Source organism: Georgenia sp. M64, from assembly GCF_038049925.1.
Classification (GTDB): Bacteria; Actinomycetota; Actinomycetes; order Actinomycetales; family Actinomycetaceae; genus Georgenia.
The window spans coordinates 1,157,842-1,180,701 of record NZ_CP145809.1; the positions used below are offsets into that span (position 1 = coordinate 1,157,842).

19 protein-coding genes are annotated in these 22,860 nt (G+C 73.8%); 16 read left to right on the forward strand and 3 right to left on the reverse strand.

Going from position 1 to position 22,860, the window contains the following annotated elements; translation table 11 throughout:
* The first annotated feature begins 42 nt into the window (after window positions 1-42).
* The 7 genes from rbfA to AAEM63_RS05295 all read left to right on the forward strand — a co-directional run bounded on the left by rbfA (window position 43) and on the right by AAEM63_RS05295 (window position 7,319).
* On the forward strand, window positions 43-579 hold the full coding sequence (gene rbfA, locus AAEM63_RS05265) for a 30S ribosome-binding factor RbfA (RefSeq protein WP_341360581.1): 537 nt from the start codon (window positions 43-45) through the stop codon (window positions 577-579).
* Window positions 576-1,562 (forward strand): tRNA pseudouridine(55) synthase TruB, encoded by a 987-nt coding sequence (gene truB / locus AAEM63_RS05270; RefSeq protein ID WP_341360582.1) that lies wholly within the window; start codon window positions 576-578, stop codon window positions 1,560-1,562. The genes rbfA and truB overlap by 4 nt, the downstream gene beginning before the upstream one ends.
* A 100-nt stretch (window positions 1,563-1,662) precedes the next feature.
* Window positions 1,663-1,854, forward strand: coding sequence for a hypothetical protein (locus AAEM63_RS05275; protein ID WP_341360583.1), 192 nt, complete (start codon window positions 1,663-1,665; stop codon window positions 1,852-1,854).
* 69 nt (window positions 1,855-1,923) lie between these two features.
* A complete protein-coding gene (locus AAEM63_RS05280; RefSeq protein WP_341360584.1) occupies window positions 1,924-2,922 on the forward strand; it encodes a bifunctional riboflavin kinase/FAD synthetase in 999 nt (332 codons plus the stop codon).
* Window positions 2,923-3,069: 147 nt separating this feature from the next.
* A complete protein-coding gene (rpsO, locus tag AAEM63_RS05285; protein ID WP_123917705.1) occupies window positions 3,070-3,339 on the forward strand; it encodes a 30S ribosomal protein S15 in 270 nt (89 codons plus the stop codon).
* 215 nt (window positions 3,340-3,554) lie between these two features.
* Window positions 3,555-5,897 carry a polyribonucleotide nucleotidyltransferase gene (locus AAEM63_RS05290; protein WP_341360585.1) on the forward strand — a complete coding sequence of 781 codons (2,343 nt, stop codon included), beginning with the start codon at window positions 3,555-3,557 and terminating at the stop codon, window positions 5,895-5,897.
* 3 nt (window positions 5,898-5,900) lie between these two features.
* On the forward strand, window positions 5,901-7,319 hold the full coding sequence (locus AAEM63_RS05295; protein ID WP_341360586.1) for a pitrilysin family protein: 1,419 nt from the start codon (window positions 5,901-5,903) through the stop codon (window positions 7,317-7,319).
* Between the two features lie 91 nt (window positions 7,320-7,410).
* Here the strand turns inward: AAEM63_RS05295 and AAEM63_RS05300 are convergent, their stop codons facing one another.
* Window positions 7,411-8,040 carry an alpha/beta family hydrolase gene (locus AAEM63_RS05300; protein WP_341360587.1) on the reverse strand — a complete coding sequence of 210 codons (630 nt, stop codon included), beginning with the start codon at window positions 8,038-8,040 and terminating at the stop codon, window positions 7,411-7,413.
* A 176-nt stretch (window positions 8,041-8,216) separates the two neighbouring features.
* Between AAEM63_RS05300 and AAEM63_RS05305 the strand changes: the two genes are divergently transcribed.
* From AAEM63_RS05305 to AAEM63_RS05315, 3 genes are all read left to right on the forward strand, one after another.
* On the forward strand, window positions 8,217-10,583 hold the full coding sequence (locus AAEM63_RS05305; RefSeq protein ID WP_341360588.1) for a glycoside hydrolase family 3 N-terminal domain-containing protein: 2,367 nt from the start codon (window positions 8,217-8,219) through the stop codon (window positions 10,581-10,583).
* Between the two features lie 93 nt (window positions 10,584-10,676).
* Complete coding sequence (gene dapB, locus AAEM63_RS05310; protein WP_341360589.1) at window positions 10,677-11,438, forward strand: 4-hydroxy-tetrahydrodipicolinate reductase; 762 nt, start codon at window positions 10,677-10,679, stop codon at window positions 11,436-11,438.
* An 88-nt stretch (window positions 11,439-11,526) separates the two neighbouring features.
* Window positions 11,527-13,230: a BCCT family transporter gene (locus AAEM63_RS05315; protein WP_341360590.1), complete on the forward strand. Its 1,704-nt coding sequence runs from the start codon at window positions 11,527-11,529 to the stop codon at window positions 13,228-13,230.
* 79 nt (window positions 13,231-13,309) lie between these two features.
* Here AAEM63_RS05315 and AAEM63_RS05320 read toward each other — a convergent pair whose 3' ends face one another.
* Entirely contained in the window at window positions 13,310-14,065 is a 756-nt protein-coding gene (locus tag AAEM63_RS05320; protein WP_341360591.1) for a GNAT family N-acetyltransferase, read from the reverse strand.
* 121 nt (window positions 14,066-14,186) lie between these two features.
* Here AAEM63_RS05320 and dapA point away from each other — a divergent pair, with 121 nt between their 5' ends.
* The 3 genes from dapA (at window position 14,187) to AAEM63_RS05335 (ending at window position 19,705) form a co-directional block, all read left to right on the forward strand.
* The gene (dapA, locus tag AAEM63_RS05325) at window positions 14,187-15,104 is read left to right on the forward strand and encodes a 4-hydroxy-tetrahydrodipicolinate synthase (RefSeq protein WP_341360592.1); all 918 of its coding nucleotides are present in this window, start codon (window positions 14,187-14,189) and stop codon (window positions 15,102-15,104) included.
* 158 nt (window positions 15,105-15,262) lie between these two features.
* Window positions 15,263-16,948 carry a ribonuclease J gene (locus AAEM63_RS05330; RefSeq protein ID WP_341360593.1) on the forward strand — a complete coding sequence of 562 codons (1,686 nt, stop codon included), beginning with the start codon at window positions 15,263-15,265 and terminating at the stop codon, window positions 16,946-16,948.
* Window positions 16,949-17,206: 258 nt separating this feature from the next.
* Entirely contained in the window at window positions 17,207-19,705 is a 2,499-nt protein-coding gene (locus tag AAEM63_RS05335) for a DNA translocase FtsK (protein ID WP_341360594.1), read from the forward strand.
* 23 nt (window positions 19,706-19,728) lie between these two features.
* Here AAEM63_RS05335 and AAEM63_RS05340 read toward each other — a convergent pair whose 3' ends face one another.
* On the reverse strand, window positions 19,729-21,057 hold the full coding sequence (locus AAEM63_RS05340) for a CapA family protein (protein ID WP_341360595.1): 1,329 nt from the start codon (window positions 21,055-21,057) through the stop codon (window positions 19,729-19,731).
* Between the two features lie 110 nt (window positions 21,058-21,167).
* Between AAEM63_RS05340 and pgsA the strand changes: the two genes are divergently transcribed.
* From pgsA to AAEM63_RS05355, 3 genes are all read left to right on the forward strand, one after another.
* Entirely contained in the window at window positions 21,168-21,797 is a 630-nt protein-coding gene (gene pgsA / locus AAEM63_RS05345) for a CDP-diacylglycerol--glycerol-3-phosphate 3-phosphatidyltransferase (RefSeq protein ID WP_341360596.1), read from the forward strand.
* A 2-nt stretch (window positions 21,798-21,799) separates the two neighbouring features.
* Window positions 21,800-22,336 carry a CinA family protein gene (locus AAEM63_RS05350; RefSeq protein ID WP_341360597.1) on the forward strand — a complete coding sequence of 179 codons (537 nt, stop codon included), beginning with the start codon at window positions 21,800-21,802 and terminating at the stop codon, window positions 22,334-22,336.
* A gap of 215 nt (window positions 22,337-22,551) precedes the next feature.
* Window positions 22,552-22,857, forward strand: a complete 306-nt coding sequence (locus AAEM63_RS05355) for a helix-turn-helix transcriptional regulator (RefSeq protein ID WP_123917727.1) — start codon at window positions 22,552-22,554, stop codon at window positions 22,855-22,857.
* Window positions 22,858-22,860 lie beyond the last annotated feature (3 nt).

Sequence of the window (22,860 nt, forward strand, 5' to 3'; positions counted from 1 at the left end):
CCGCGGGGCCGCCTGTGTCCCACCCAGACGAAGGAGACCCCCATGGCCGACGCCCCCCGCGCCCGCAAGCTCGCCGAGCGCATCCAGCAGATCGTCGCCCGGATGATCGACACCCGGATCAAGGACCCGCGGCTCGGCTTCGTCACCGTCACCGACGTGCGCGTGACCGGGGACCTGCAGAACGCCACGATCTTCTACACCGTCCTGGGCACGGAGGAGGAGCGCACCTCCTCCGCCGCGGCCCTGGCGTCGGCCAAGGGGCTCATCCGCTCCGAGGTGGGCAAGCAGACCGGCCTGCGGCTGACGCCCACCATCGAGTTCATCCTCGACGCGGTGCCGGAGACGGCGGCGCACCTCGAGGAGGCGCTGCGCTCCGCCGCCGCGCACGACGCCGAGGTGGCCCGCCTGGCCGCCCAGGCCGCCTACGCCGGCGAGTCCGACCCCTACCGCCGTCCCGAGGACGACGACCTGGACGACGACCTGGCGGACGACGAGCCCGCGACCGGTGCCGTGTCCGAGCCCGCGACCGGTGCCGTGCCCGAGCCCGACGAGCGGCCCGACGGGACCACCACCCGGTGACCGCGCCCGCCCGGCCCGACGTCCCGCGCGGGGCGGCGACCGCGGCCGACGGGCTGGTGATCGTCGACAAGCCCGCCGGCTGGACCAGCCACGACGTCGTCGCACGCACCCGGCGCCTCGCCGCGACGAAGAAGGTGGGGCACGCGGGGACGCTGGACCCCATGGCGACCGGTGTCCTGGTGCTCGGTGTCGGCCGAGCGACGCGGCTGCTGACGTACCTCGTGGGCGTGGACAAGGAGTACACCGCCACGGTCCGTCTGGGGCAGGACACGGTGACCGACGACGCCGAGGGTGAGATCACCTCGGCACCGGGCGCCGCCGGCCTGCTGCGCGCGGACGGCACCGTCGACAGCGCGGCCCTCGAGACCGCCCTGGCGAGCCTGCGCGGACCCATCCAGCAGGTCCCGAGCCAGGTCTCGGCCATCAAGGTCGACGGCAGGCGCTCGTACGCCCGCGTCCGTCAGGGCGAGGACGTCGAGCTGCCCGCGCGGCCGGTCACCGTCCACCGGCTCGAGGTCACCGCGCCGCCCCGGCCGGGGACCGCCGGGACCACCCCGGTGGTCGACGTCGACGTCGTGGTGGGGTGCTCCTCGGGCACGTACGTCCGGGCGCTCGCCCGCGACCTCGGCGCCGCCCTGGGCACCGGTGGGCACCTGACCGCGCTGCGCCGCACCCGGGTCGGCCCCTTCCAGGAGTCGGACGCCCGCGGCGTCGACGAGCTGACGGAGCAGGTCCGTGCCGGGGCCGCGGCCGCCGAGCCGGCGGGCCTGCCCGTGACCGACCTCACCACCGCGGCCACCGCGTGCTTCCCCACCCGCGCGCTCGGGGAGGAGGAGGCCGCGGCCGTGCGGGTGGGCCGGTCGCTCACGCCCACCGGCGAGGCGGGCCCCACCGCGGCCCTCGCCCCCGACGGGCACGTCCTGGCGCTCCTCGCCGACCGCGACGGCGCCGCGCGTCCGGTCCTCGTGCTCGACCCGGCGTGAGCGCCCGGGAGGTGTCCCCGCCGGGCGCCACGCCCGGACCGCCGTCTACAGTGACGGACATGACCGGCCCGGTACCGGGCCCCCGACGTGAGGAGACCCCATGAGCGAGAACACCACCACCGGCGGCTGCGGCTGCGGCTGCGGCGGGCACGCCGAGAAGGCCCAGACCACCACGGAGGTCCGCCGCGACCTCGGGCTCAAGGCCGCCCGTCCCGGTGAGGGCACCAGCCCCGCCGAGCTGGCCGGCCACGGCGCGCACGCCGGGGGCGGCTGCGCCTGCGGGCGGCACTGACCCGGCCGGGCGCCCGGTAGGGTCGTCCACGCGCGCGCGTCGGCCGCGCCGACGCGGAGGAGGTCAGCGGTGCAGGTGTGGAGGAGCGTCGCCGAGATCCCCGCGGACCTCGGCGGCACGGTCACGACCCTCGGCATCTTCGACGGGGTCCACCGGGGCCACCAGGTCGTCCTCGCCGCCACCGCCGAGGAGGCGGAGGGTGCCGGGCTGACCTCGGTGGCCGTGACGTTCGACCCCCACCCGGTCCACGTGCACCGGCCGGCCGACGAGCTGCCGCTGATCTCGTCCCTCACCGACCGCATCGAGCGGCTGGCCGCCACCGGGATCGACGCCGTCCTCGTCCTGGAGTACACCCTCGACCTCGCCCGCAACAGCCCCGAGGACTTCGCCCGCGGCTACCTCGTCGACGCCCTGCACAGCCGCGTCGTGGTGGTGGGGGAGGACGTGCGCTTCGGGTGGGGCAACGCCGGCGACCAGCACACGATGGTCGCGCTGGGCCACGAGCTCGGCTTCGCCGTGCGGATCGTCACCGACATCTGCGACGAGGGCGGGCGCCGCTGGTCCTCGACCTGGGTGCGCGAGCTCCTCGCCGCAGGGGACGTCGCCGGTGCGGCGCACGTCCTCGGCCGGAGCCACCGCGTGCGCGGCGTCGTCGTCCACGGCGCCAAGCGCGGACGGGCCCTCGGCTACCCCACGGCCAACCTGCACGCGGACGACCTCGGTGTCGTCCCCGCGGACGGCGTCTACGCGGGCTGGCTGATCCGGCCCGCGCACGCCCCCGAGCCGGGCGCGTCCAAGCGCCTCCCCGCGGCGGTCTCCGTGGGCACCAACCCCACGTTCGACGGCGTGGAGCGCACCGTGGAGGCCTACGTCCTGGGGCGGACCGATCTCGACCTGTACGGCGAGGAGGTCGTCGTCGAGCTCGTCGAGCGGCTGCGGGCGATGGTGGCCTTCGACGGCGTCCCGGCCCTGCTGGAGCAGATGGCCGACGACGTGCGGCGCACCGCCGACATCCTCGGGGTGCCCGCGCCCGCCCGGCCCGACGTCTACGCGCCGCCCCGCACCTGAACCACCGCTGGACGGTCGGCCGGGGGCTCGTTCGCCCCGGATCCAGGGCGCCTGATAGTCTGGCCCGTGCCGTCAAGCCGGCCACGGATGCGTCATGCCCGGGAGAACATGCCCCGGTGCTCCGTGCAACGACCCGAAGGAGAACCCATGCCCCTCGCTGCCGACGTCAAGCAGTCCATCATCAAGGAGTACGCCACCCACGAGGGCGACACCGGTTCGCCTGAGGTCCAGGTCGCGATGCTCACGCAGCGCATCAAGGACCTCACCGAGCACTTCAAGACCCACAAGCACGACCACCACTCCCGTCGTGGTCTGATGCTCCTCATCGGCCAGCGCAAGCGCCTTCTCGGGTACCTGCAGGCGGAGGACATCGAGCGCTACCGCAGCCTCATCGCGCGGCTCGGTCTGCGCCGCTGAACCACCGGCCGGCCCGGACCCCACGGGTCCGGGCCGGTCGCGCGTGCACGGGGCACGTGCGTGCACGGCACAACTGAACTCCCACCACCACCCACCACGGGACGGCGCGTCCGGTCCTCGGTAGTGGCCTCCGGAACCGGAATCTCCGGCCTCCGTGGGCCTCGATCGAAGGCCGTCGGCCGACCGCAGGTGGACGACACGTAAGGAGGGCACCCGTGGAGGGTCCCGAGATCACGTCCGCAGAAGCCGTCATCGACAACGGCAAGTTCGGCACCAGAACCGTTCGCTTCGAGACCGGCCGCCTGGCCCGTCAGGCCGCCGGCTCCGCCGTGGCCTACCTCGACGACGAGACCATGGTCCTGTCGGCCACGACCGTCGGCAAGCACCCCAAGGACCACTTCGACTTCTTCCCCCTCACGGTGGACGTCGAGGAGCGCCAGTACGCCGCCGGCAAGATCCCCGGCTCGTTCTTCCGCCGCGAGGGCCGGCCCTCGACCGAGGCGATCCTCGCCTGCCGGCTCATCGACCGCCCGCTGCGCCCGACCTTCGTCAAGGGCCTGCGCAACGAGGTCCAGGTCGTCGAGACCGTCCTGGCGATCCACCCGGACGACACCTACGACGTCCTGGCGATCAACGCCGCCTCGCTGTCCACCCAGATCTCCGGCCTGCCGTTCTCCGGGCCCATCGGTGGCACGCGCATCGCCTACATCGACGACCAGTGGGTCGCCTTCCCGCGCTACTCCGAGCTGGAGAAGGCCGTCTTCTCCATGGTCGTGGCCGGCCGCATCGCCGGTGACGACGTCGCGATCATGATGGTCGAGGCCGAGGCGACCGACAACGCCTGGACGCTCATGAAGGACCACGGCGCCACCGCCCCGACCGAGGAGATCGTCGCCGCCGGCCTCGAGGCCGCCAAGCCCTTCATCAAGGCGCTGTGCGACGCCCAGTCCGAGGTCGCCGCAGTCTCGGCCAAGCCGACGGCGGAGTTCCCGCTGTTCCTGGACTACCAGGACGACGTCGTCGAGGCCGTCGAGGCCCACGTCAGCGCGGACCTCGCCCAGGCGATCACCATCCCCGGCAAGCAGGACCGCGAGTCCCGCCAGGAGGAGATCCGGGCCGGGATGCTCGCGGCGCTCGGCGAGCGGTTCGAGGGCCGCGACAAGGAGCTCTCCGCCGCGTTCCGGGCCATCACCAAGAAGGCGGTGCGCCAGCGCGTCCTCAAGGACGGCGTGCGCATGGACGGGCGCGGGCTCAAGGACATCCGCACCCTCTCCGCCGAGGTCGAGGTGCTCCCGCGGGTGCACGGCTCGGCGATCTTCGAGCGCGGCGAGACCCAGATCCTCGGTGTCACCACGCTGAACATGCTCCGCATGGAGCAGCAGCTGGACACGCTCTCGCCCGTCACGCGCAAGCGGTACATGCACAACTACAACTTCCCGCCCTACTCGACCGGTGAGACCGGCCGCGTGGGCTCGCCCAAGCGCCGCGAGATCGGCCACGGCGCCCTGGCGGAGCGGGCCCTCATGCCCGTCCTGCCCCCGCGCGAGGAGTTCCCCTACGCGATCCGTCAGGTCTCCGAGGCGCTCGGCTCCAACGGCTCGACGTCGATGGGCTCCGTCTGCGCCTCCACCCTGTCGATGCTCAACGCCGGTGTGCCGCTGCGCGCCCCCGTGGCGGGCATCGCGATGGGCCTGATGTCGGACACCGTCGACGGGGAGACCCGCTACGCCGCCCTGACCGACATCCTCGGGGCCGAGGACGCCTTCGGCGACATGGACTTCAAGGTCGCCGGCACGCGCGAGTTCATCACCGCCATCCAGCTCGACACCAAGCTCGACGGCATCCCCGCCTCGGTCCTGGCCTCGGCCCTGACCCAGGCCCGCGACGCGCGCCTGTACATCCTCGACGTCATGAACGAGGCCATCGACACCCCCGACGAGATGGCCGCGACCGCCCCCCGCGTCATCACCGTCAAGGTCCCGGTGGACAAGATCGGCGAGGTCATCGGGCCGAAGGGCAAGATGATCAACCAGATCCAGGAGGACACCGGCGCGGACATCTCGATCGAGGACGACGGCACCGTCTACATCGGCGCGACCGACGGCCCCTCGGCCGAGGCGGCCCGCCAGGCGGTCAACGCCATCGCGAACCCGCAGATGCCCGAGATCGGCGAGCGGTTCGTCGGTACGGTCGTCAAGACCACCTCCTTCGGCGCGTTCGTCTCGCTCAGCCCCGGCAAGGACGGCCTGCTGCACATCTCGCAGATCCGCCGGCTCGTCGGCGGCAAGCGCGTGGAGAACGTCGAGGACGTCCTCTCCGTCGGGCAGAAGGTCCAGGTCGAGCTCGCCGAGATCGACCCGCGCGGCAAGCTCTCGCTGCACGCCGTCGTCGAGGGCGAGGAGAACACCCCCGCCGACGGCGACGACCAGGTCGACGAGACCTCGGAGGCCACCACCGAGGAGGCCCCCCGTGCCGAGCGCCGCGAGGGCGGTCGCAGCCGGCGCCGCACCCGCACCCGCCACGACGAGGGCGGCGCGGACTCCGGGGACGACGCCTGAGTCATGCCCCACCCGCTGAACCTGGGTCCTGCCGGGTCGCCCGGCACCGAGGTCCGCACCGAGCAGGACGGCAGCGTCATCCGGCGCTCCGTCCTGCCCGGGGGGATCAGGGTCCTCACCGAGGAGATGCCCGGCCAGCGCTCCACCGCGGTGGGGGCGTGGGTGGCCGTCGGCTCGCGTGACGAGACCGACGGCCACCACGGCTCCACCCACTTCCTCGAGCACCTGCTGTTCAAGGGCACGCCGACCCGCACCGCCCTGGACATCGCCGAGGCCTTCGACGCGGTCGGCGGCGAGGCCAACGCCGCCACGGGCAAGGAGCACACCTCCTACTACGCCCGGGTCCTGGACGTCGACCTGCCCATGGCGGTGGACGTCATCGCCGACATGGTGACCTCCTCCCTCATCGACGCCGGTGAGCTCGAGACCGAGCGCGGGGTCATCCTCGAGGAGCTCGCGATGAACGACGACGACCCGGTCGACGTCGCCCACGAGCGCTTCACCACCGCCGTGCTGGGGGACCACCCCCTCGGCCGTCCCATCGGCGGGACCCCCGAGACCATCCGGGCCGTCCCGCGCGAGGCCGTCCTCGAGCACTACCGGCGCACCTACGTCCCGCGTGAGCTCGTCGTCACCGCCGCCGGCAGCGTCGACCACGACGCGCTGTGCACCCAGGTCGTCGACGCCGTCCGCGCGGGCGGCTGGACCCTCGACCCCGCGGCGGTCCCGGCGGCCCGGCGTCACGGCGCGGCGGCGGCCCACGCCCGCGGGATCGACGTGCCGGGCTCCGGCGCCGTCGTCGTGCCCGGCCCCGAGTCCGCCCTGCTGCCCACCGCGGGCAGTGCCGTCACGGTGCGGCGACCCACCGAGCAGGCCAACGTCCTCCTCGGCGGGCGGGGCATCCAGGCGGGCGACGACCGCCGGTACGTCCTGTCCGTGCTCACCACCGTCCTCGGCGGCGGGATGAGCTCGCGGCTGTTCCAGGAGATCCGCGAGAAGCGGGGCCTGGCCTACTCCACGTACGCCTTCGCCTCGTCCTACGCAGAGGCCGGCACCTTCGGCCTCTACGCCGGCTGCGCGCCGGGCAACGTCGAGCAGGTCGTCGAGCTGCTCGTCTCCGAGTGGGAGCGGCTGGCCGCCGACGGCATCACCCCCGAGGAGCTCGCCCGCGGGGTGGGGCAGCTGCGGGGGAACCTCGTCCTCGGCCTGGAGGACAACGGCTCGCGGATGGCCCGCCTGGGCCGCGCGGAGATCGTCCACGGCGAGCTCACCAGCCTCGACGAGATGATCGAGCGGATCTCCGCCGTGACGGCCCAGCAGGTGCGTGACCTCGCCGCCGAGCTGGCCGCCGCGCCGCGCTCCCTCGTCGTCGTCGGTCCGTTCGAGGACGACCTCGCGGCCCGGCTCCTCACCGCCGGCTGAGCCCTGATCCACCGGAGTGTGGATCAGGGCTGAGAGCCCGGCTCACCGACGGCCGACGGCCCGGCTCACCGCCGGCTGACCGGCCGGCCGCTCACCGACCGCCGACGACGCGGGGGAGCCACTGCGCCACGGCCGCCCCCACGGCCGCGAGGTCCTTCTTGAGACCGTGGTCGCCGGCCACCACCACGACGTCTCGCCCCGGCGCACCGGGCGGCGTACCGAACGGGTCGCGCTCACCCTGGACCACCAGGGTGGGCACGCCGACGGCGTCGAGCTCGCCGAGCCGGTCGGGCGCGTCCGGACGGCCCGGCGGCCGCACCGGGAAGGCCAGGCACAGCACGCCGACGGCGCCGGTGGCGGACACCGTCCGGCACGCCACCCGTGCGCCCGAGGACCGTCCGCCGACGACGAGCGGCCGCCCGGCGAGCGGGCCCGACCGGAGGTGGTCGACCACCGCCGTCCACGCCGCGTCGAGCTGCCGGGCCGGCGCCGGCGCCCGGCGGCCCGCCACCCGGTAGGGCTGCTCCACCAGGGCCACCGCGAGGCCCAGAGCGGTCGCCGCCGTGGCGGCGACCGTCAGGTCGGGGGCGCCGACCCCGCCGCCTGCCCCGTGCCCGAGGACCACGGCGGCGCGGGCGTGCGGCGCGGCGGTGAGGTGGACGCGAGCGGGTCCGTGGGGCGTCCCGACGTCCAGGACGTCGGCCGGAGGAGTGTCGGGCATGCGCCATGGTAGGCGCGCGGCAACTTGTGGCAACCGATTGCCGCAATCTGCTGGGGCGGGGGATGGTCGCCCTGCCCCACGAGGTTTCGGGGCACCGGCGCCGTCGTCCACCGGCGCCGGCCGGGCCGGGGCACAGGCGTCACCGGCCCACCACCGAGTTCGAAGGAGACCGGTTGATGACCAACTCTGCACGGGCGATGCGCCGGAGAGGCCTCGCAGGCCTCGCCGTCGCCATCCCGCTCACCCTCGCCGTCGGCGCCGGCGCCGTCGCCGCCCCGCCCGACCACGCCAACAACAGCGACCAGTCCGCCCAGGCTGCCCAGAGTGACGAGGGGAACCACGGCAGGCCGCCTCAGCTCGAGTCCCGGGTCAAGGACGTCCTCACCGTCAAGGGACGGCAGTTCAAGGACCTCAACGCCAACGGTTCCCTCGACGCCTACGAGGACTGGCGCAAGCCCGTCGACGAGCGCGTCGCCGACCTCGTCGGGCAGATGACGCTCGAGGAGAAGGCCGGCCTCATGCTCATCGACACGCTCAACGCCGAGTGCATCGACGAGGACGTCGCAAGTGTCTCGGACACCGGGTACGACTACATCAACAACCAGAACATGCACCGGCTCATCTTCCGCAACGTCGTGAGCGACACGGCGGTGTGCGGGGCGCCCGGTGGCGGGTTCCGCGCGTCCACGCAGCTCACCCCGGCCGACGCGGCCACGTTCATGAACCGCGTCCAGGAGGTCTCCGAGGGCACCCGCCTGGGGATCCCGGTGCTGTACAAGTCGAACGCCCGCAACCACATCGACCCGCAGGCGCGAGCCGGCATCAACGAGTCCGCCGGCGCCTTCAGCGCCTTCCCCAAGGAGGCCGGCATCGCCGCGGCCGCCCTGGGCGAGCAGGCGCTGGCCACCGGCGAGGCCACCGACGGCGACATGACCGTCGTCGAGGACTTCGCCGGCGTCATGGCCGACGAGTGGGCCTCCATCGGTCTTCGTGGCATGTACGGCTACATGGCCGACCTCTCCACCGATCCGCGCTGGTACCGCGTCCACGAGACGTTCACGGAGGACGCCGACCTGGGCGCCAACATCATGGGCGAGCTCGTCGAGACGCTCCAGGGGCCCGTCGGTGCCGACGGGAACTCCCTGAGCCCCGAGACCGCGGTCGCCCTGACCATGAAGCACTTCCCGGGCGGCGGCCCGCAGGAGCTGGGCCTGGACCCGCACTACTCCTTCGGCAAGACCCAGGTGTACCCCGGTGACGCCTTCGGCTACCACCTCAAGCCCTTCGAGGCGGCCATCGAGGCCGGGGTGGCGTCGATCATGCCGTACTACGGCGTGCCGATGGACGTCACCTACGAGGGCGTCGACTACGACGAGGTCGGCATGGCGTTCTCGGACCAGATCGTCAACGGCCTCCTGCGCGACCAGATGGGCTTCGCCGGCTACGTCAACTCCGACACCGGCATCATCAACGACCGCGCCTGGGGCCTGGAGGAGGCCACCATCCCCGAGCGCGTCGCCGCGGCCATCAACGGCGGGACGGACACGCTCTCCGGGTTCCACGACGTCGCCACGATCACCGGGCTCGTCGAGGCCGGCCTCGTGAGCGAGGAGCGCGTCGACCTCGCCGCCGAGCGTCTGCTCGTCCCGATGTTCGAGATGGGCCTCTTCGAGAACCCCTACGTCGACCCCGAGGTCGCCACGGCCACGGTCGGCAACGACGAGAACCGCGCGGTCGCCCTGGACCTCCAGCGCAAGTCCACCGTGCTCCTGCAGAACCAGGAGATCGACGGCGACCCGGTCCTGCCGCTCGGCGGCGACGAGACCGTCTACGTCCTCGGCAACGTCGACGCCGAGCAGGTCGCGGCGTCCGGCTACGCCGTCGTCGACGGCAACACCGAGGACCCGGCCGACCGGCCGAGCGCGGACGGCGCCGACGTGGCGCTCATCTCCGTGACCGCGACGAACACCGGCACCGGCAGCTACGCCAGCGACGACCCGGCCACCGGCCTGAACGAGGACTACCTCAACCCGATCGTCTGGGACGGCGCCCTGGGACTGGACGGGCAGAGCCCGTACGGCGCGGCCGACGCGTGCGTCGCCTACGGCGGCGAGTCCTGCACGGACGACGGCCTGCGCTTCGGCGGGTCCCTGCCGTGGGAGTCGGGCATCCTCGACCTCACCGGCATGGAGGAGGAGGCGGCCTCCTGGACGGTCACGCCGTCCCTGGAGACCATCCAGCAGGTCATGGCGGAGGTCGGCGCGGAGAACGTCGTGCTCGACATCTACTTCCGTCAGCCCTACGTCCTCGACGAGGCCTCCGGCCTGCTCGACGCCGGAGCCATCCTCGCCAACTTCGGCAACACCACCACGGCGCTCATGGACGTCGTCTCCGGGGACTTCGCGCCCCAGGGCCGCCTGCCGTACGCGCTGCCGAGGACCCGGCTGGCCGTGGAGCAGCAGTACAGCGACCTCCCCGGCTACGACGAGACGACGGACGGGGCCCTGTTCCCGTACGGCTTCGGCCTCACGTACGACAGCTGACCCGCACGACGCCGGCCCCCGGCGGTAGGTGATCGACGGCGAGCCCCCACCCGAGCCGGGTGGGGGCTCGCCGCACGACTACGCTTCGACGCCATGACCTCTCTCTCAGTGGCAGTGGTGGGCGCCGCGGGGCGCATGGGCCGGACGGTCTGCGCGGCCGTGGAGGCCGCCCCGGACCTCGACCTGACAGTGCGCGCCGACGTCGGTGACGACCTGGCCGCGCTGTCCGGACGGGCCCGGGTGGCGGTCGACTTCACCGTCCCGGCCGTCACGGAGGCCAACGTCCACGCCCTCCTCGACGCGGGCCTGCACGTCGTCGTCGGCACGACCGGCTGGACCGAGGAGTCGCTCGGCCGGGTCCGGGACCACCTCGAGGAGCTCAACGCCGGACGCCCGGACGGCCTCGGGGTGCTCATCGCCCCCAACTTCGCCCTCTCCGCGGTGCTCGCCATGAGCTTCGCGCGGCAGGCCGCCCGGTTCTTCGAGTCGGCGGAGGTCATCGAGCTGCACCACCCCGACAAGGTCGACGCCCCCTCGGGGACCGCTCTGACCACGGCCCGGCACATCGCCGAGGCGCGGACCCGGGCCGGGCTCGGTCCGGTCCCGGACGCCACCGAGAAGCAGCTCGACGGGGCGCGCGGCGCCGTCGTCGACGGCGTCCACGTCCACGCGGTGCGGCTGAGGGGCCTCGTGGCGCACGAGGAGGTCCTCCTCGGGAACCCGGGCGAGCAGCTGACGATCCGCACCGACTCCTTCGACCGGTCCAGCTTCATGCCGGGCGTCCTGCTCGCGGTCCGCGAGGTCGTCCGCCGGCCCGGTCTGACCGTGGGCCTGGACCAGGTCCTCGACGTGTAGCGGCACCCGCGGGGCGCCTGCGGTCGCGGCCGGCGGGGGAGCGAACTACCGTGTTCGCGTCTCCCGCCCAGATCCCGCGAGGAATCCCGTGAACACCGCGACCCGTCTCCACGACCGCCTCGGACTCCGGACCAGCCCCCGGATCTTCTTCGGGGCGGCGGCGGTGGTCCTGACCTTCGTGGTCGCGACCATCGCCTTCACCGACCAGGTGGACGCCGCCTTCGCGGCGGCGTCGGGCTGGCTCCTGGACAACCTCGGCTGGTTCTACATCCTCGGTGTGACCAGCTTCCTGGTGTTCCTGCTCTTCATGGCCGCCAGCCGGTACGGGCGCGTCAAGCTGGGGCCCGAGAACGCAGCGCCGGACCACTCCGGGCCCACGTGGTTCGGCATGCTCTTCGCCGCCGGCATCGGCACGATCCTCATGTTCTGGGCCGTCGCCGAGCCCATGAACCACTTCGCGAACCCGCCCCGCCAGGACGTCGAGCCCGGCTCGGTAGCGGCGTTCGTCGAGGCGATGAACTTCACCCTGTACCACTTCGGGCTGCACACCTGGGTGATCTTCGCCCTGCCGGGACTGGCGTTCGCGTACTTCATGTACAAGCGGAACCTCCCGCCGCGGGTGAGCTCGATCTTCCACCCGATCCTGGGCGAGCGGATCCACGGCCCCGTCGGCCGCGCGATCGACGTCGTCGCCATCGTGGGCACGATGTTCGGCGTGGCTGTCTCGGTGGGCCTGGGCACCATGCAGATCAACTCCGGCCTCGCCACCCTCGTCGGGCTCGACGAGTCCCGGCTCGTGCAGATCCTCATCATCGTCGCGGTCACGTCGATCGCGATCGTCTCGGTGGCCCTGGGCCTGGACAAGGGCATCAAGCGGCTGTCCAACCTCAACATCGTCGTGGCCGTCGGGCTGCTGTTCTTCGTCCTCGTCACCGGGCCGACCCTCCTGCTGCTCAGGGGCACCCTGGAGTCCCTCGGCACCTACCTCGGCGCGCTGCCCGAGCTCTCCCTGTGGAACGACACGATCAACGACAGCGGTTGGCAGAGCGGCTGGACCGTCTTCTACTGGGCGTGGACGATCTCGTGGTCACCGTTCGTGGGGATCTTCGTCGCGCGCATCTCCCGCGGTCGCACGATCCGGGAGTTCGTCGGCGGCGTGCTCGCCGCCCCCGTGCTGTTCTCGGTCGCGTGGTTCGGCATCTTCGGCTGGGCGTCCTTCGACATCGAGCGCAACGCCCCCGGCACGCTCGTCGGGCCGGTGGTCGAGGACGGCGACGTCGCCACGGCCATGTTCGTCTTCCTCGAGCAGCTGCCGTTCGCGACAGTCCTCTCCGTCGTCGCGATCCTGCTCGTCGTCGTCTTCTTCACGACGTCGGTCGACTCCGCGGCACTGGTCATGGACACCATCGCCAACGGGCACGAGGACCCGGCGCCGACCCGGCAGCGGGTCTTCTGGGCGCTCGCCGTCGGCGCGGTGGCCGCGACCCTCCTCGGCGCCACGGGGGCGGGCGGCCTCACCGCGCTGCAGCAGGTCATCATCGTCGTGGGACTGCCCTTCTTCGTCATGGGCTACCTCATGATCTACACCCTCCTGGCCGCGCTGCGCGAGGACGCCGGCGAGGCGCCGCTGCTGCGCACCAAGCGCTGGCGGCGGGTGCTCCCGCCGGAGGAGGTCGCACGGCGGGCGGAGGAAGGCGCCGCACTGCGCCGACCGGACGGGACCTCCCTGGCGGCACCCGTCCACCCGGCCACCGGCGAGGCGGACCCGCTCCACCAGGCGCCGTCGCGGTGAGGGAGCGTCGGGGGTCGCGCTGAGGCAGCGGTCAGGGTCGCCCTGAGGCCATGCGGTCAGGGCCCACCGGGGCCGGCGGTCAGAGGTCGGCGTACCAGCAGGTCTCGACGACCTCGGCGGCGCCGACCTGCAGGCGGCGGCGCAGGCCCGCCGGGGCGAACCCGGCCTCGGCGAGGAACCTCGCCCGGGACTCGTCGCCCTCGACCGCCCACACCTGCACCCGGGCCGTCCCCTGGTCGCGCAGGAGGTCGGCACAGGCCGCGAGGAGGCGCGAACCGTGGCCGCGGCGGGCGTGGGCGGCGGGCACCTCGAGCGCGAGGATCTCGGCGACCGCCGGGGCGTCGTCCGCGGCGTCGGTGGCCGCGGGGACGTCGGTGCCCGCCGCGGCGTCCGTGCCCGCGGGGGCGTCGGTGCCGGCTGCCGTTGCGTGGTCGGCAACGCCCTCGGCGTCCTGCGCGGGCGCGACCTCGACCGGGTCGGTCGCGGGCGCGAACGCGGCGAAGCCCACCACCTGCCCGCCGGCCAGGGCGGTGAGCACGCGGTGCGCGCGGGTCGGCGGCGAGACGATCGCCGCCGACCACGCCGCGGCGAGGGCGCCCGGGTCGACCGCACCGGCGACGTCGGCGGGCAGGCCGGCCCCGGTCCCGGCGGCCAGGGTGGCGCGCAGGGTCCTGGCGTGGACGTCGCCGAGGGCCGCGGCGTCCTCGGGGATGGCCGGGCGCACCGAGACGTCGGAGGTGGGACGCAGGGGGTCGTCGTGGCCGTGCCCGGCGTGCGGGTCGCGGAGACCCGCGAGGACGTCGTCGTGCGGACCTGGGACGCCGGGGGTGCTCACCCGGCCAGGTTACGCGGAGCGGGCCACACCAGCGGTGGCCGGGTGGGGCGGCCCGGCCGGCCGCGCCACGATGTGGCCCCCGGGACGCCTCCCCGGACGGCGGACGCTACCGTTCGGTCTCATGGCTGACACGAACGACCCCCGCCTGCCCTCGCGGACCTTCGGGTCGGTGGCGACGGCGATGGTCACCCCCTTCCACGACGACGGCTCGATCGACGTCGACGCCGGTGTGGCCGTGGCCGTCAAGCTCGTCGACGACGGCTGCGACGCCCTCGTCCTGCACGGCACCACGGGGGAGTCCCCCACGACGCACCAGCCGGAGAAGGACGACCTCGTCCGCGCCGTCGTCGACGCCGTCGGGGACCGGGCGATGATCATCGGCGGTGCCGGGTCCAACGACACCGCCCACGCCGTCCGGATCGCCCAGGGGGCGCAGCGCGCCGGGGCGCAGGGCCTCCTCGTGCTCTCCCCGTACTACAACCGGCCCTCCCAGGAGGGCGTCTACCAGCACATCAAGGCGGTCGCGGACGCCGTCGACCTGCCCGTCATGCTCTACGACATCCCCGGTCGCACCGGGGTCGCGATCGGTGACGAGGCGCTCGACCGCCTCGCCGAGCACCCCCGGGTGAAGGCCGTCAAGGATGCCACGGGCGACGTGCCCCAGGGGTTCGAGCGGATGGCCCGCACGGGGCTGGAGTTCTACTCCGGCGACGACTCCCTCAACTTCGGCTGGCTCGCGCACGGCGCCTCCGGGGTCGTCTCCGTCGTCGGTCACGTCGCCGCCGGGGCGTACGCGCAGATGGTGCGCGCGGTCGACGCCGGCGACCTGCCCGGTGCGCGCGACGTCGCCGCCCGTCTGCGGCCCCTCGTCACCGCGATCATGGGCGGCGGCCAGGGTGCCGTCATGTCCAAGCACGCCCTGCAGCTGCTCGGCGTCATCCCCACCGCGGCGGTGCGTCTGCCGCTCGTGCAGGCCTCGGCCGCCGAGGTCGACGCCCTCGCGGCGGTCCTGCGCGAGGAGGGCGTCCTCACCGCCTGAGCCCGCCGGCGGGGCGGTCCGCACCAGGGCGCGGAGCGGTGGCCGGTCCCGGCACGGGCCGCCCGCGGGCGCCCGCCCGATCCACCCCCGGCGCGGTCCGGGAAGCCGCGGCGCGGTCCGGGAAGCCGCGGCGCGGCCATCGCTGGCAAGATGGCCGCGTGAGTCATCCGCACCCAGAGCTGTCCCTGCCCGGTCCGATCCCCGCCGGGGGCCTGCGCATCGTCCCGCTCGGGGGCCTGGGCGAGGTCGGCCGGAACATGACCGTCTTCGAGCACGCCGGCAAGCTGCTCGTCGTCGACTGCGGGGTCCTCTTCCCCGAGGACCACCAGCCCGGCGTGGACCTCATCCTCCCGGACTTCGACTACATCGCCGACCGGCTCGACGACATCGAGGCCGTCGTGCTCACCCACGGGCACGAGGACCACATCGGCGCGGTGCCCTATCTCCTGCGCCTGCGCGACGACATCCCGCTCATCGGCTCCCAGCTCACCCTGGCGTTCATCGAGGCCAAGCTCAAGGAGCAGAGGATCCCGCCGGTGACCCTGGCCGTCAAGGAGGGGCAGGTCGAGCAGATCGGTCCCTTCACCCTCGAGTTCGTGGCCGTGAACCACTCCATCCCGGACGCGCTCGCGGTGATGATCCGCACGACCGCCGGCAACGTCCTGCACACCGGCGACTTCAAGATGGACCAGCTCCCGCTGGACGACCGGATCACCGACCTGCGCGCCTTCGCCCGGCTCGGCGAGGAGGGGGTCGACCTGTTCATGGTCGACTCGACCAACGCGGAGGTGCCCGGCTTCACCGCCCACGAGCGCGACATCGGCCCGGTCCTCGACAACGTCTTCCACCAGGCCGAGGGTCAGATCGTGGTGGCGAGCTTCGCCTCGCACGTCCACCGCGTCCAGCAGGTGCTCGACGCCGCCGCCCTGCACGACCGCAAGGTGGCGCTGGTGGGCCGGTCCATGGTCCGCAACATGACGATCGCCGCGGACCTGGGCTACCTCAAGGTGCCGCCGGGCACGCTCATCGACGTCAAGCGCATCGACGACTACGCCCCGTCCCAGACCGTGCTCATGGCCACCGGGTCGCAGGGCGAGCCCATGGCCGCGCTGAGCCGGATCGCCAACCGTGACCACCGGGTCTCGGTGGGCCCGGGCGACACGGTGATCTTCGCGAGCTCCCTCATCCCCGGGAACGAGAACTCGGTCTTCCGGGTCATCAACGGGCTCATGCGGCTCGGCGCCAAGGTGGTCCACCAGGGCAACGCCAAGGTGCACGTCTCCGGCCACGCCAGCGCCGGGGAGCTGCTCTACTGCTACAACATCGTCCGGCCCAGGAACGTCATGCCGGTGCACGGCGAGATCCGCCACCTCGTGGCCAACGGCGCGATCGCCGTCCAGACGGGGGTGCCCGCCGAGCGGGTGGTCCTGGCCGAGGACGGCGTGGTCGTCGACCTCGTGGACGGCCGGGCCCGCATCGCCGGCGCGGTGCCGTGCGGGTACGTCTACGTGGACGGCTCGAGCGTGGGGGAGATCACCGACGCCGAGCTCAAGGACCGGCGCATCCTCGGCGAGGAGGGCTTCATCTCGATCTTCGCCGTGGTCGACACCGCCACCGGCAAGGTGCTCACCGGCCCGCACATCCAGGCCCGCGGCATGGCCGAGGACGACTCCGTCTTCGACGCGATCCTGCCCGCCGTGCGCGAGGCGCTCGCCGAGGTCGTGGGCCGCGGCAACGCCGACACCCACCAGATGCAGCAGTCGATGCGCCGGGTCGTGGGGCGCTGGACCGCCAAGCGGCTGCGCCGCAGCCCGATGATCATCCCCACGGTCATCGAGGCCTGAGCGGGCGGGGGCCACCTCGCGCCTGGCCGGGGCGGCGAGCCCTCCCGGCGCGGCGGGCGCGCCGCCGGACCGCTGCCGGGCTACCGTGGGACCACCATGGCTACCCGTACGACTTCCCCCGGACGGTCGGCCTCGGCGGCACGCGGCTCCTCCGCACGCGGTTCACGCGGCGGCAAGAGCGGGCGGGGCGGCGGGTCGGCGGCTGCGCAGCGCCCCAGGAGACCCCCGTTCCCGGTACGACTTGTCCGCGGGATCTGGATGACGGGAGCACACCTGGTGGGAGGCACCGCGCGCAGCGTCGGGTCCGGGGCGAAGGGCCTCGACCCGGCCCACCGGCGCGACGGCCTCGCCTTCCTCCTCCTCGCCGTGGCCATCGTGGTCGCGCTGCGGGAGTGGTTCGCGCTGTCCGGCATCGCCGGGGACGTCATCCACCACGTCGCGGCCGGGGTGGTGGGCCTGCTCGGGGTGTTCCTGCCCGTCGTGCTCGTCGCGATGGCGGTGCGGCTCATGCGCCACCCCGAGCGCACGCAGGCCAACGCGCGCGTGTCGATCGGGATCGCGGGCGTCACCGGCGCCGCCACGGGCCTCATCCACATCGCCTCCGGGCTGCCCTCGCCGTCCGGGGACTTCGCCGCGGTGGAGTCCGCCGGCGGGCTCCTCGGCTGGCTCCTCGGCACCCCGCTGACGGTGCTGCTCTCACCGTGGGGGGCCGTGCCGCTGCTCGTGCTCCTCGCCGTTTTCGGCCTCCTCGTGCTGAGCGCCACCCCCGTCTCGGCGGTGCCGGGCCGGCTGCGCTCGGCGTGGGGCTGGCTCCTGGGCCGGCCGCGCGACGTCGCCGAGGTCGACGCGCCCACGGCCGAGCTCGTCGCGGCGGACGGCACGCACCGCCCGCCGGCCCCGCGGCGCCGCCGCGGCAAGCCCCGGGCGGAGGAGGCACCCGAGGTCGTCCCCGGCGCCTACCAGGCCGACGAGGCCTTCGCCCGGCCCGACGAGCGTGCGCCCGCCGAGGAGCCCCGCGGGGCCGACCCCGCCCCGGCCGAGGCGGGCGCCGCGGAGCCCGCCGAGCTCACCGCCCCGCCGACGCAGCCGCTGCCGTCGCGGGCCGAGCAGCTCGAGCTCGCCCCCGACGTCATCTACACCCTGCCCGCCGACGACGTCCTCATCAAGGGCGCGCCGCACAAGGTGCGCTCGGCGGTCAACGACCGGGTGGTGGAGTCCCTCACCCAGGTCCTCACCGAGTTCTCGGTCGACGCCACGGTCACCGGGTTCTCCCGCGGTCCGACGGTGACGCGCTACGAGCTCGAGCTCGGCCCGGGCGTCAAGGTCGAGCGGATCACGGCGCTGAGCCGCAACATCGCCTACGCCGTCGCCAGCGCCGACGTGCGCATCCTCTCGCCGATCCCCGGCAAGTCCGCGATCGGCGTCGAGATCCCCAACGCCGACCGCGAGACGGTGGCGCTGGGCGACGTCCTGCGCTCGTCGGTGGCGCGGCGCAGCGAGCACCCTCTCGTCGTGGGGGTGGGCAAGGACGTCGAGGGCGGCTACGTCGTGGCCAACCTCGCCAAGATGCCGCACCTGCTCGTCGCGGGCGCCACCGGCGCCGGCAAGTCGAGCTTCGTCAACTCCATGATCACCTCGATCATGATGCGCTCCACCCCCGAGGAGGTGCGCATGATCCTCGTGGACCCCAAGCGGGTGGAGCTGACGATCTACGAGGGCATCCCGCACCTCATCACCCCGATCATCACCAGCCCCAAGAAGGCCGCGGAGGCGCTGGAGTGGGTGGTCCGGGAGATGGACGCCCGCTACGACGACCTGTCCGCGTTCGGCTACAAGCACATCGACGACTTCAACACCGGGGTGCGCTCGGGCAAGGTCAAGCCGCTGCCGGGCAGCGAGCGCAAGATCGCGCCCTACCCCTACCTGCTCGTCATCGTCGACGAGCTCGCGGACCTCATGATGGTGGCCCCGCGCGACGTCGAGGCCTCCATCCAGCGCATCACCCAGCTCGCCCGCGCCGCGGGCATCCACCTCGTGCTCGCCACCCAGCGACCCTCCGTCGATGTCGTCACCGGCCTCATCAAGGCGAACGTCCCGTCGCGGCTCGCCTTCGCCACCTCCTCCCTGGCCGACTCCCGGGTCGTCCTGGACCAGCCGGGCGCGGAGAAGCTCATCGGGCAGGGCGACGCGCTGTTCCTGCCCATGGGCTCCTCCAAGCCCATGCGCGTGCAGGGGGCGTGGGTCACCGAGTCCGAGATCCACGCCGTCGTCGACCACGTCAAGGCCCAGCTGCGGCCCACCTACCGCGAGGACGTCATCGCGCCGGTGGTCAAGAAGCAGGTGGACGAGGACATCGGCGACGACCTCGACCTGCTCCTCCAGGCCGCCGAGCTGGTGGTGACGACGCAGTTCGGCTCCACCTCGATGCTCCAGCGCAAGCTCCGCGTCGGGTTCGCCAAGGCGGGCCGGCTCATGGACCTGCTCGAGTCCCGCGAGATCGTCGGCCCGTCGGAGGGCTCGAAGGCGCGCGAGGTCCTCGTCCAGCCCGACGACCTGCCCGCGACGCTGGCCGTCCTGCGCGGCGAGGAGCCCCCGCCCGAGGACGACGACGGGCCGGCTGCGGAGGTCGGGCCGGCCGACGACGGTGCGGACCGCTATGCCGACGGGGTCGCCGGGCACGGTCCGGCCGCCGTGGCCGAGGACTTCTACGACGACGCCGAGGGCGGCGAGGACGCCTGGGAGCTGACCGGGCGGTAGTCCGGGGCGGGGCGTGGCGCTCCTCAGCGGGGCAGGACCTCGGGCTCGGGCCCGGTCGGCTCGGGCGGGTCGGTCCGCTCGGGCTCGGCCATCACCTCGGCGACCCGGGCGGCCCGCGCCGCGATCGTCTCCGGCGCGAGGGACAGGCCGTCGGGCCGGGAGCCGGCCACCAGCTCGTGGAGCGGGTGGATGCGCTGGCCGCCGGCCCGGTCCACGGTCACGGCCGTCCACTCCAGGTCGGTGACCCGGGCGGGGCCCTCCGACGGCGCGGTGACCGTCGCGGTGACCATGGTGCCCGTGGCCGTCTCCATGGTGCAGCACGCGCTGTCCTGGTTGGAGATGAAGTTGCCCATGGACCACGCGACCCACATGCCCGTGCCGTCCGGCCCACCGTCGAGCCTGGCCAGCGGCTGGGGGACGTGCGAGTGGTTGCCCAGGACGAGGTCGACCTGCCCGGACGCGGCGAGCTCGTCGCCGATGCGCAGCTGCTCCTCGATGGGGGCGTGGACGTACTCCGTGCCCCAGTGCATGCTCACCACGACGAGGTCCGCGCCGGCGGCCCGGGCGGTACGGGCCTGCTCGACCAGCGCCCCGGTGTCCCCGGCGGCCGTGGTCGTGACGGCCCAGGGCGAGCTCGGCGGCGCGGGCAGGCCGTTGTCGAGCGTCGTCGCGGCGAGGTGGGCGACCACGACCTCCCGGCCGGCCCGCTCGAGGACGTAGAGCTGGGGCTCGGCCGCCTCCTCGGCGGTCCGGGCGGTGCCGACCGCACCCATGCCCGCGGCCTCGAGCATGTCGAGGGTGTGGAAGACCCCGGCCGTGCCCCGGTCCATCGAGTGGTTGGTCGCCGTGGCGCACCCGTCCCAGCCCAGCGACTCCAGACCGGGGACCAGCTCCGCCGGGGCACCGAACATCGGGTAGGCCGAGACGGCCTCGCCCGGTGGCGCCAGCGGGACCTCGAGGGAGCACAGCGCGAGGTCGGCGCCCTCGGTCCACGGCCGCGTCGCGGCCATGAGCGGCGCGAAGTCGTACGTCCCGTCGGGGCGCTGGGCCATGCGGTTGACGGTCGCGTGCGGCAGGACGTCACCGGCCGAGAGGATGGTGAGGACGGTCGGCTCGGCGGCCGTGGGTGCCGGCGCAGGACCCTGCGCGGTGCCGGTCGGTCCCGGCGCGGCCGGGGCGGTGGAGGACGGGGCGGACGGCGCGGCCGACGTCGGGCCGCCCCCGGGCTGCCCGCCGGTGAGCGCCGAGGTCGTCACCAGGACGGCGGTCACGGCCCCGGCACCGAGAAGCGCACCGGCCACCGGCAGGGCGCGACGAGGGCGCTCCTGCCGGGCGTGGCGTGCGAACCCCATAGGCGAAGGATAGATCGACCCTGCGCGGGCGAGCGCGTGCGACCGGGCGCGGCGCGGGTGAGCGCGCGCTCCGGCAGCCTCGGTGGCCGCAGGGTCATAGGGTGGGGGCCGTGACCAACCCTCCGGCGACGACGCCCGCCCAGCCCGTGCCGCTGTGGAACATCGCGAACGTGCTGACGATGCTCAGGATCGTCCTGGTCCCGGTCTTCGCGTGGCTGTTCCTCCTCGACGGCGACGCCGCCCGCCTGTGGTCGACGGCCGTGTTCGCCGTCGCGGCGGCCACCGACAAGCTCGACGGGCACCTGGCCCGCAGCCGTGGTCTGGTCACCGACTTCGGCAAGCTCGCCGACCCCATCGCCGACAAGGCACTGGTGATCACGGCCCTGGTGCTGCTCTCGGTCGACGGGCTGCTGCCGTGGTGGGTCACTGTCGTCATCGTCGTGCGGGAGCTGGGCATCACGGCGCTGCGCTCGTACCTCAAGCGTCGCGACTACGTCATGGCCGCCTCGCGCGGGGGCAAGCTCAAGACCACCCTGCAGGTCGCCTTCATCCTCATGCTGCTGGTGCCCTGGCAGGCGTTCGTGCCGAGCGGGGTGGCGGACTTCGTCGACCTCCTCGCGTGGATCGTCGTGCTGGCGACCGTGGCCGTCACCCTGCTCACCGGGATCGACTACGTCGTCAAGGCTCTGCAGATCGTCCGCGGCCAGGAGCGGGCCGGCGAGCGGGACCCCTCGGCCTGACCGTGCACGCCCGCGGCCCCGCCCCCGCCCCCGGCGCGGGCGCCACCGACCGGCTGGTCCGCCTCCTCGCGCGGCGCGGGGCCACCCTCGCCGTCGCCGAGTCCCTCACGGGCGGGGCGGTCGCCGCCCGGCTGGTGACGGTGCCCGGGGTCTCCGCCGTCCTGCGCGGCGCCGTCGTCGCCTACGCCACCGACCTCAAGGCCGAGCTCCTCGGGGTCGATCCCGTGCTCCTCGCGGTGCACGGTCCCGTCCATCCCGACGTCGCCCGCCAGATGGCCCGCGGGGTCGCCGCCCGGCTCGGCGCCTCGCACGCCCTGGCGACCACGGGCGTCGCCGGCCCGGGACCCGCCGACGGCCGGGCTGCGGGGACGGTTGTCGTGGCGGTCCACGGTCCCTCCGGCGAGCGCGTGCGGACCCTCCTCCTGCCCGGCACGCGGTCCGTCGTCCGGGAGGCCGCCGTGCGAGCCGCCCTGGCCCTGCTCGCCACGGAGCTCGAGGGCGGGCGGGGAGGGGAACAAGGAGCCGGGTCGTCCCGTTGAGAGGGGTGACGGCCCCGGACCCGGGGGCCGAGAACCGGTAGGTGAGGAACACGAGCCAGTACCAGTACCGCGGAGGCCACGCTGCCGGCACCGTCCGGCGCCCCGGTGGTCGTCCTGAAGGTGGCCGCCCTCAGAGGGTTGGCCAGCACCCTGTGCACGCGGCAGGGTACGGTAGAACGACGACGCCCGAGAGGGCAGGGGAGGAGGGCCGCACGATGATCCTGCTTCGACGCGAGATCGGTGACGTGCTGCGTGACGCGCGCCAGCGTCAGGGCCGCACCCTGCGTGAGGTCTCCTCCGCCGCGCGCGTGTCCCTCGGCTATCTCAGCGAGGTCGAGCGCGGCCAGAAGGAGGCCTCGTCCGAGCTGCTCGCATCCATCTGCGAGGCGCTCAACGTCCCCATGAGCTTCGTCCTCCGCGCGGTCTCGGACCGGGTCGCGGTCAGCGAGGGCGTCAACGTGCCGGACACCGTCCCCGAGGAGCTGCTCCGCCGGGAGAGCGCCCTCCAGCCGATCGGCTGATCC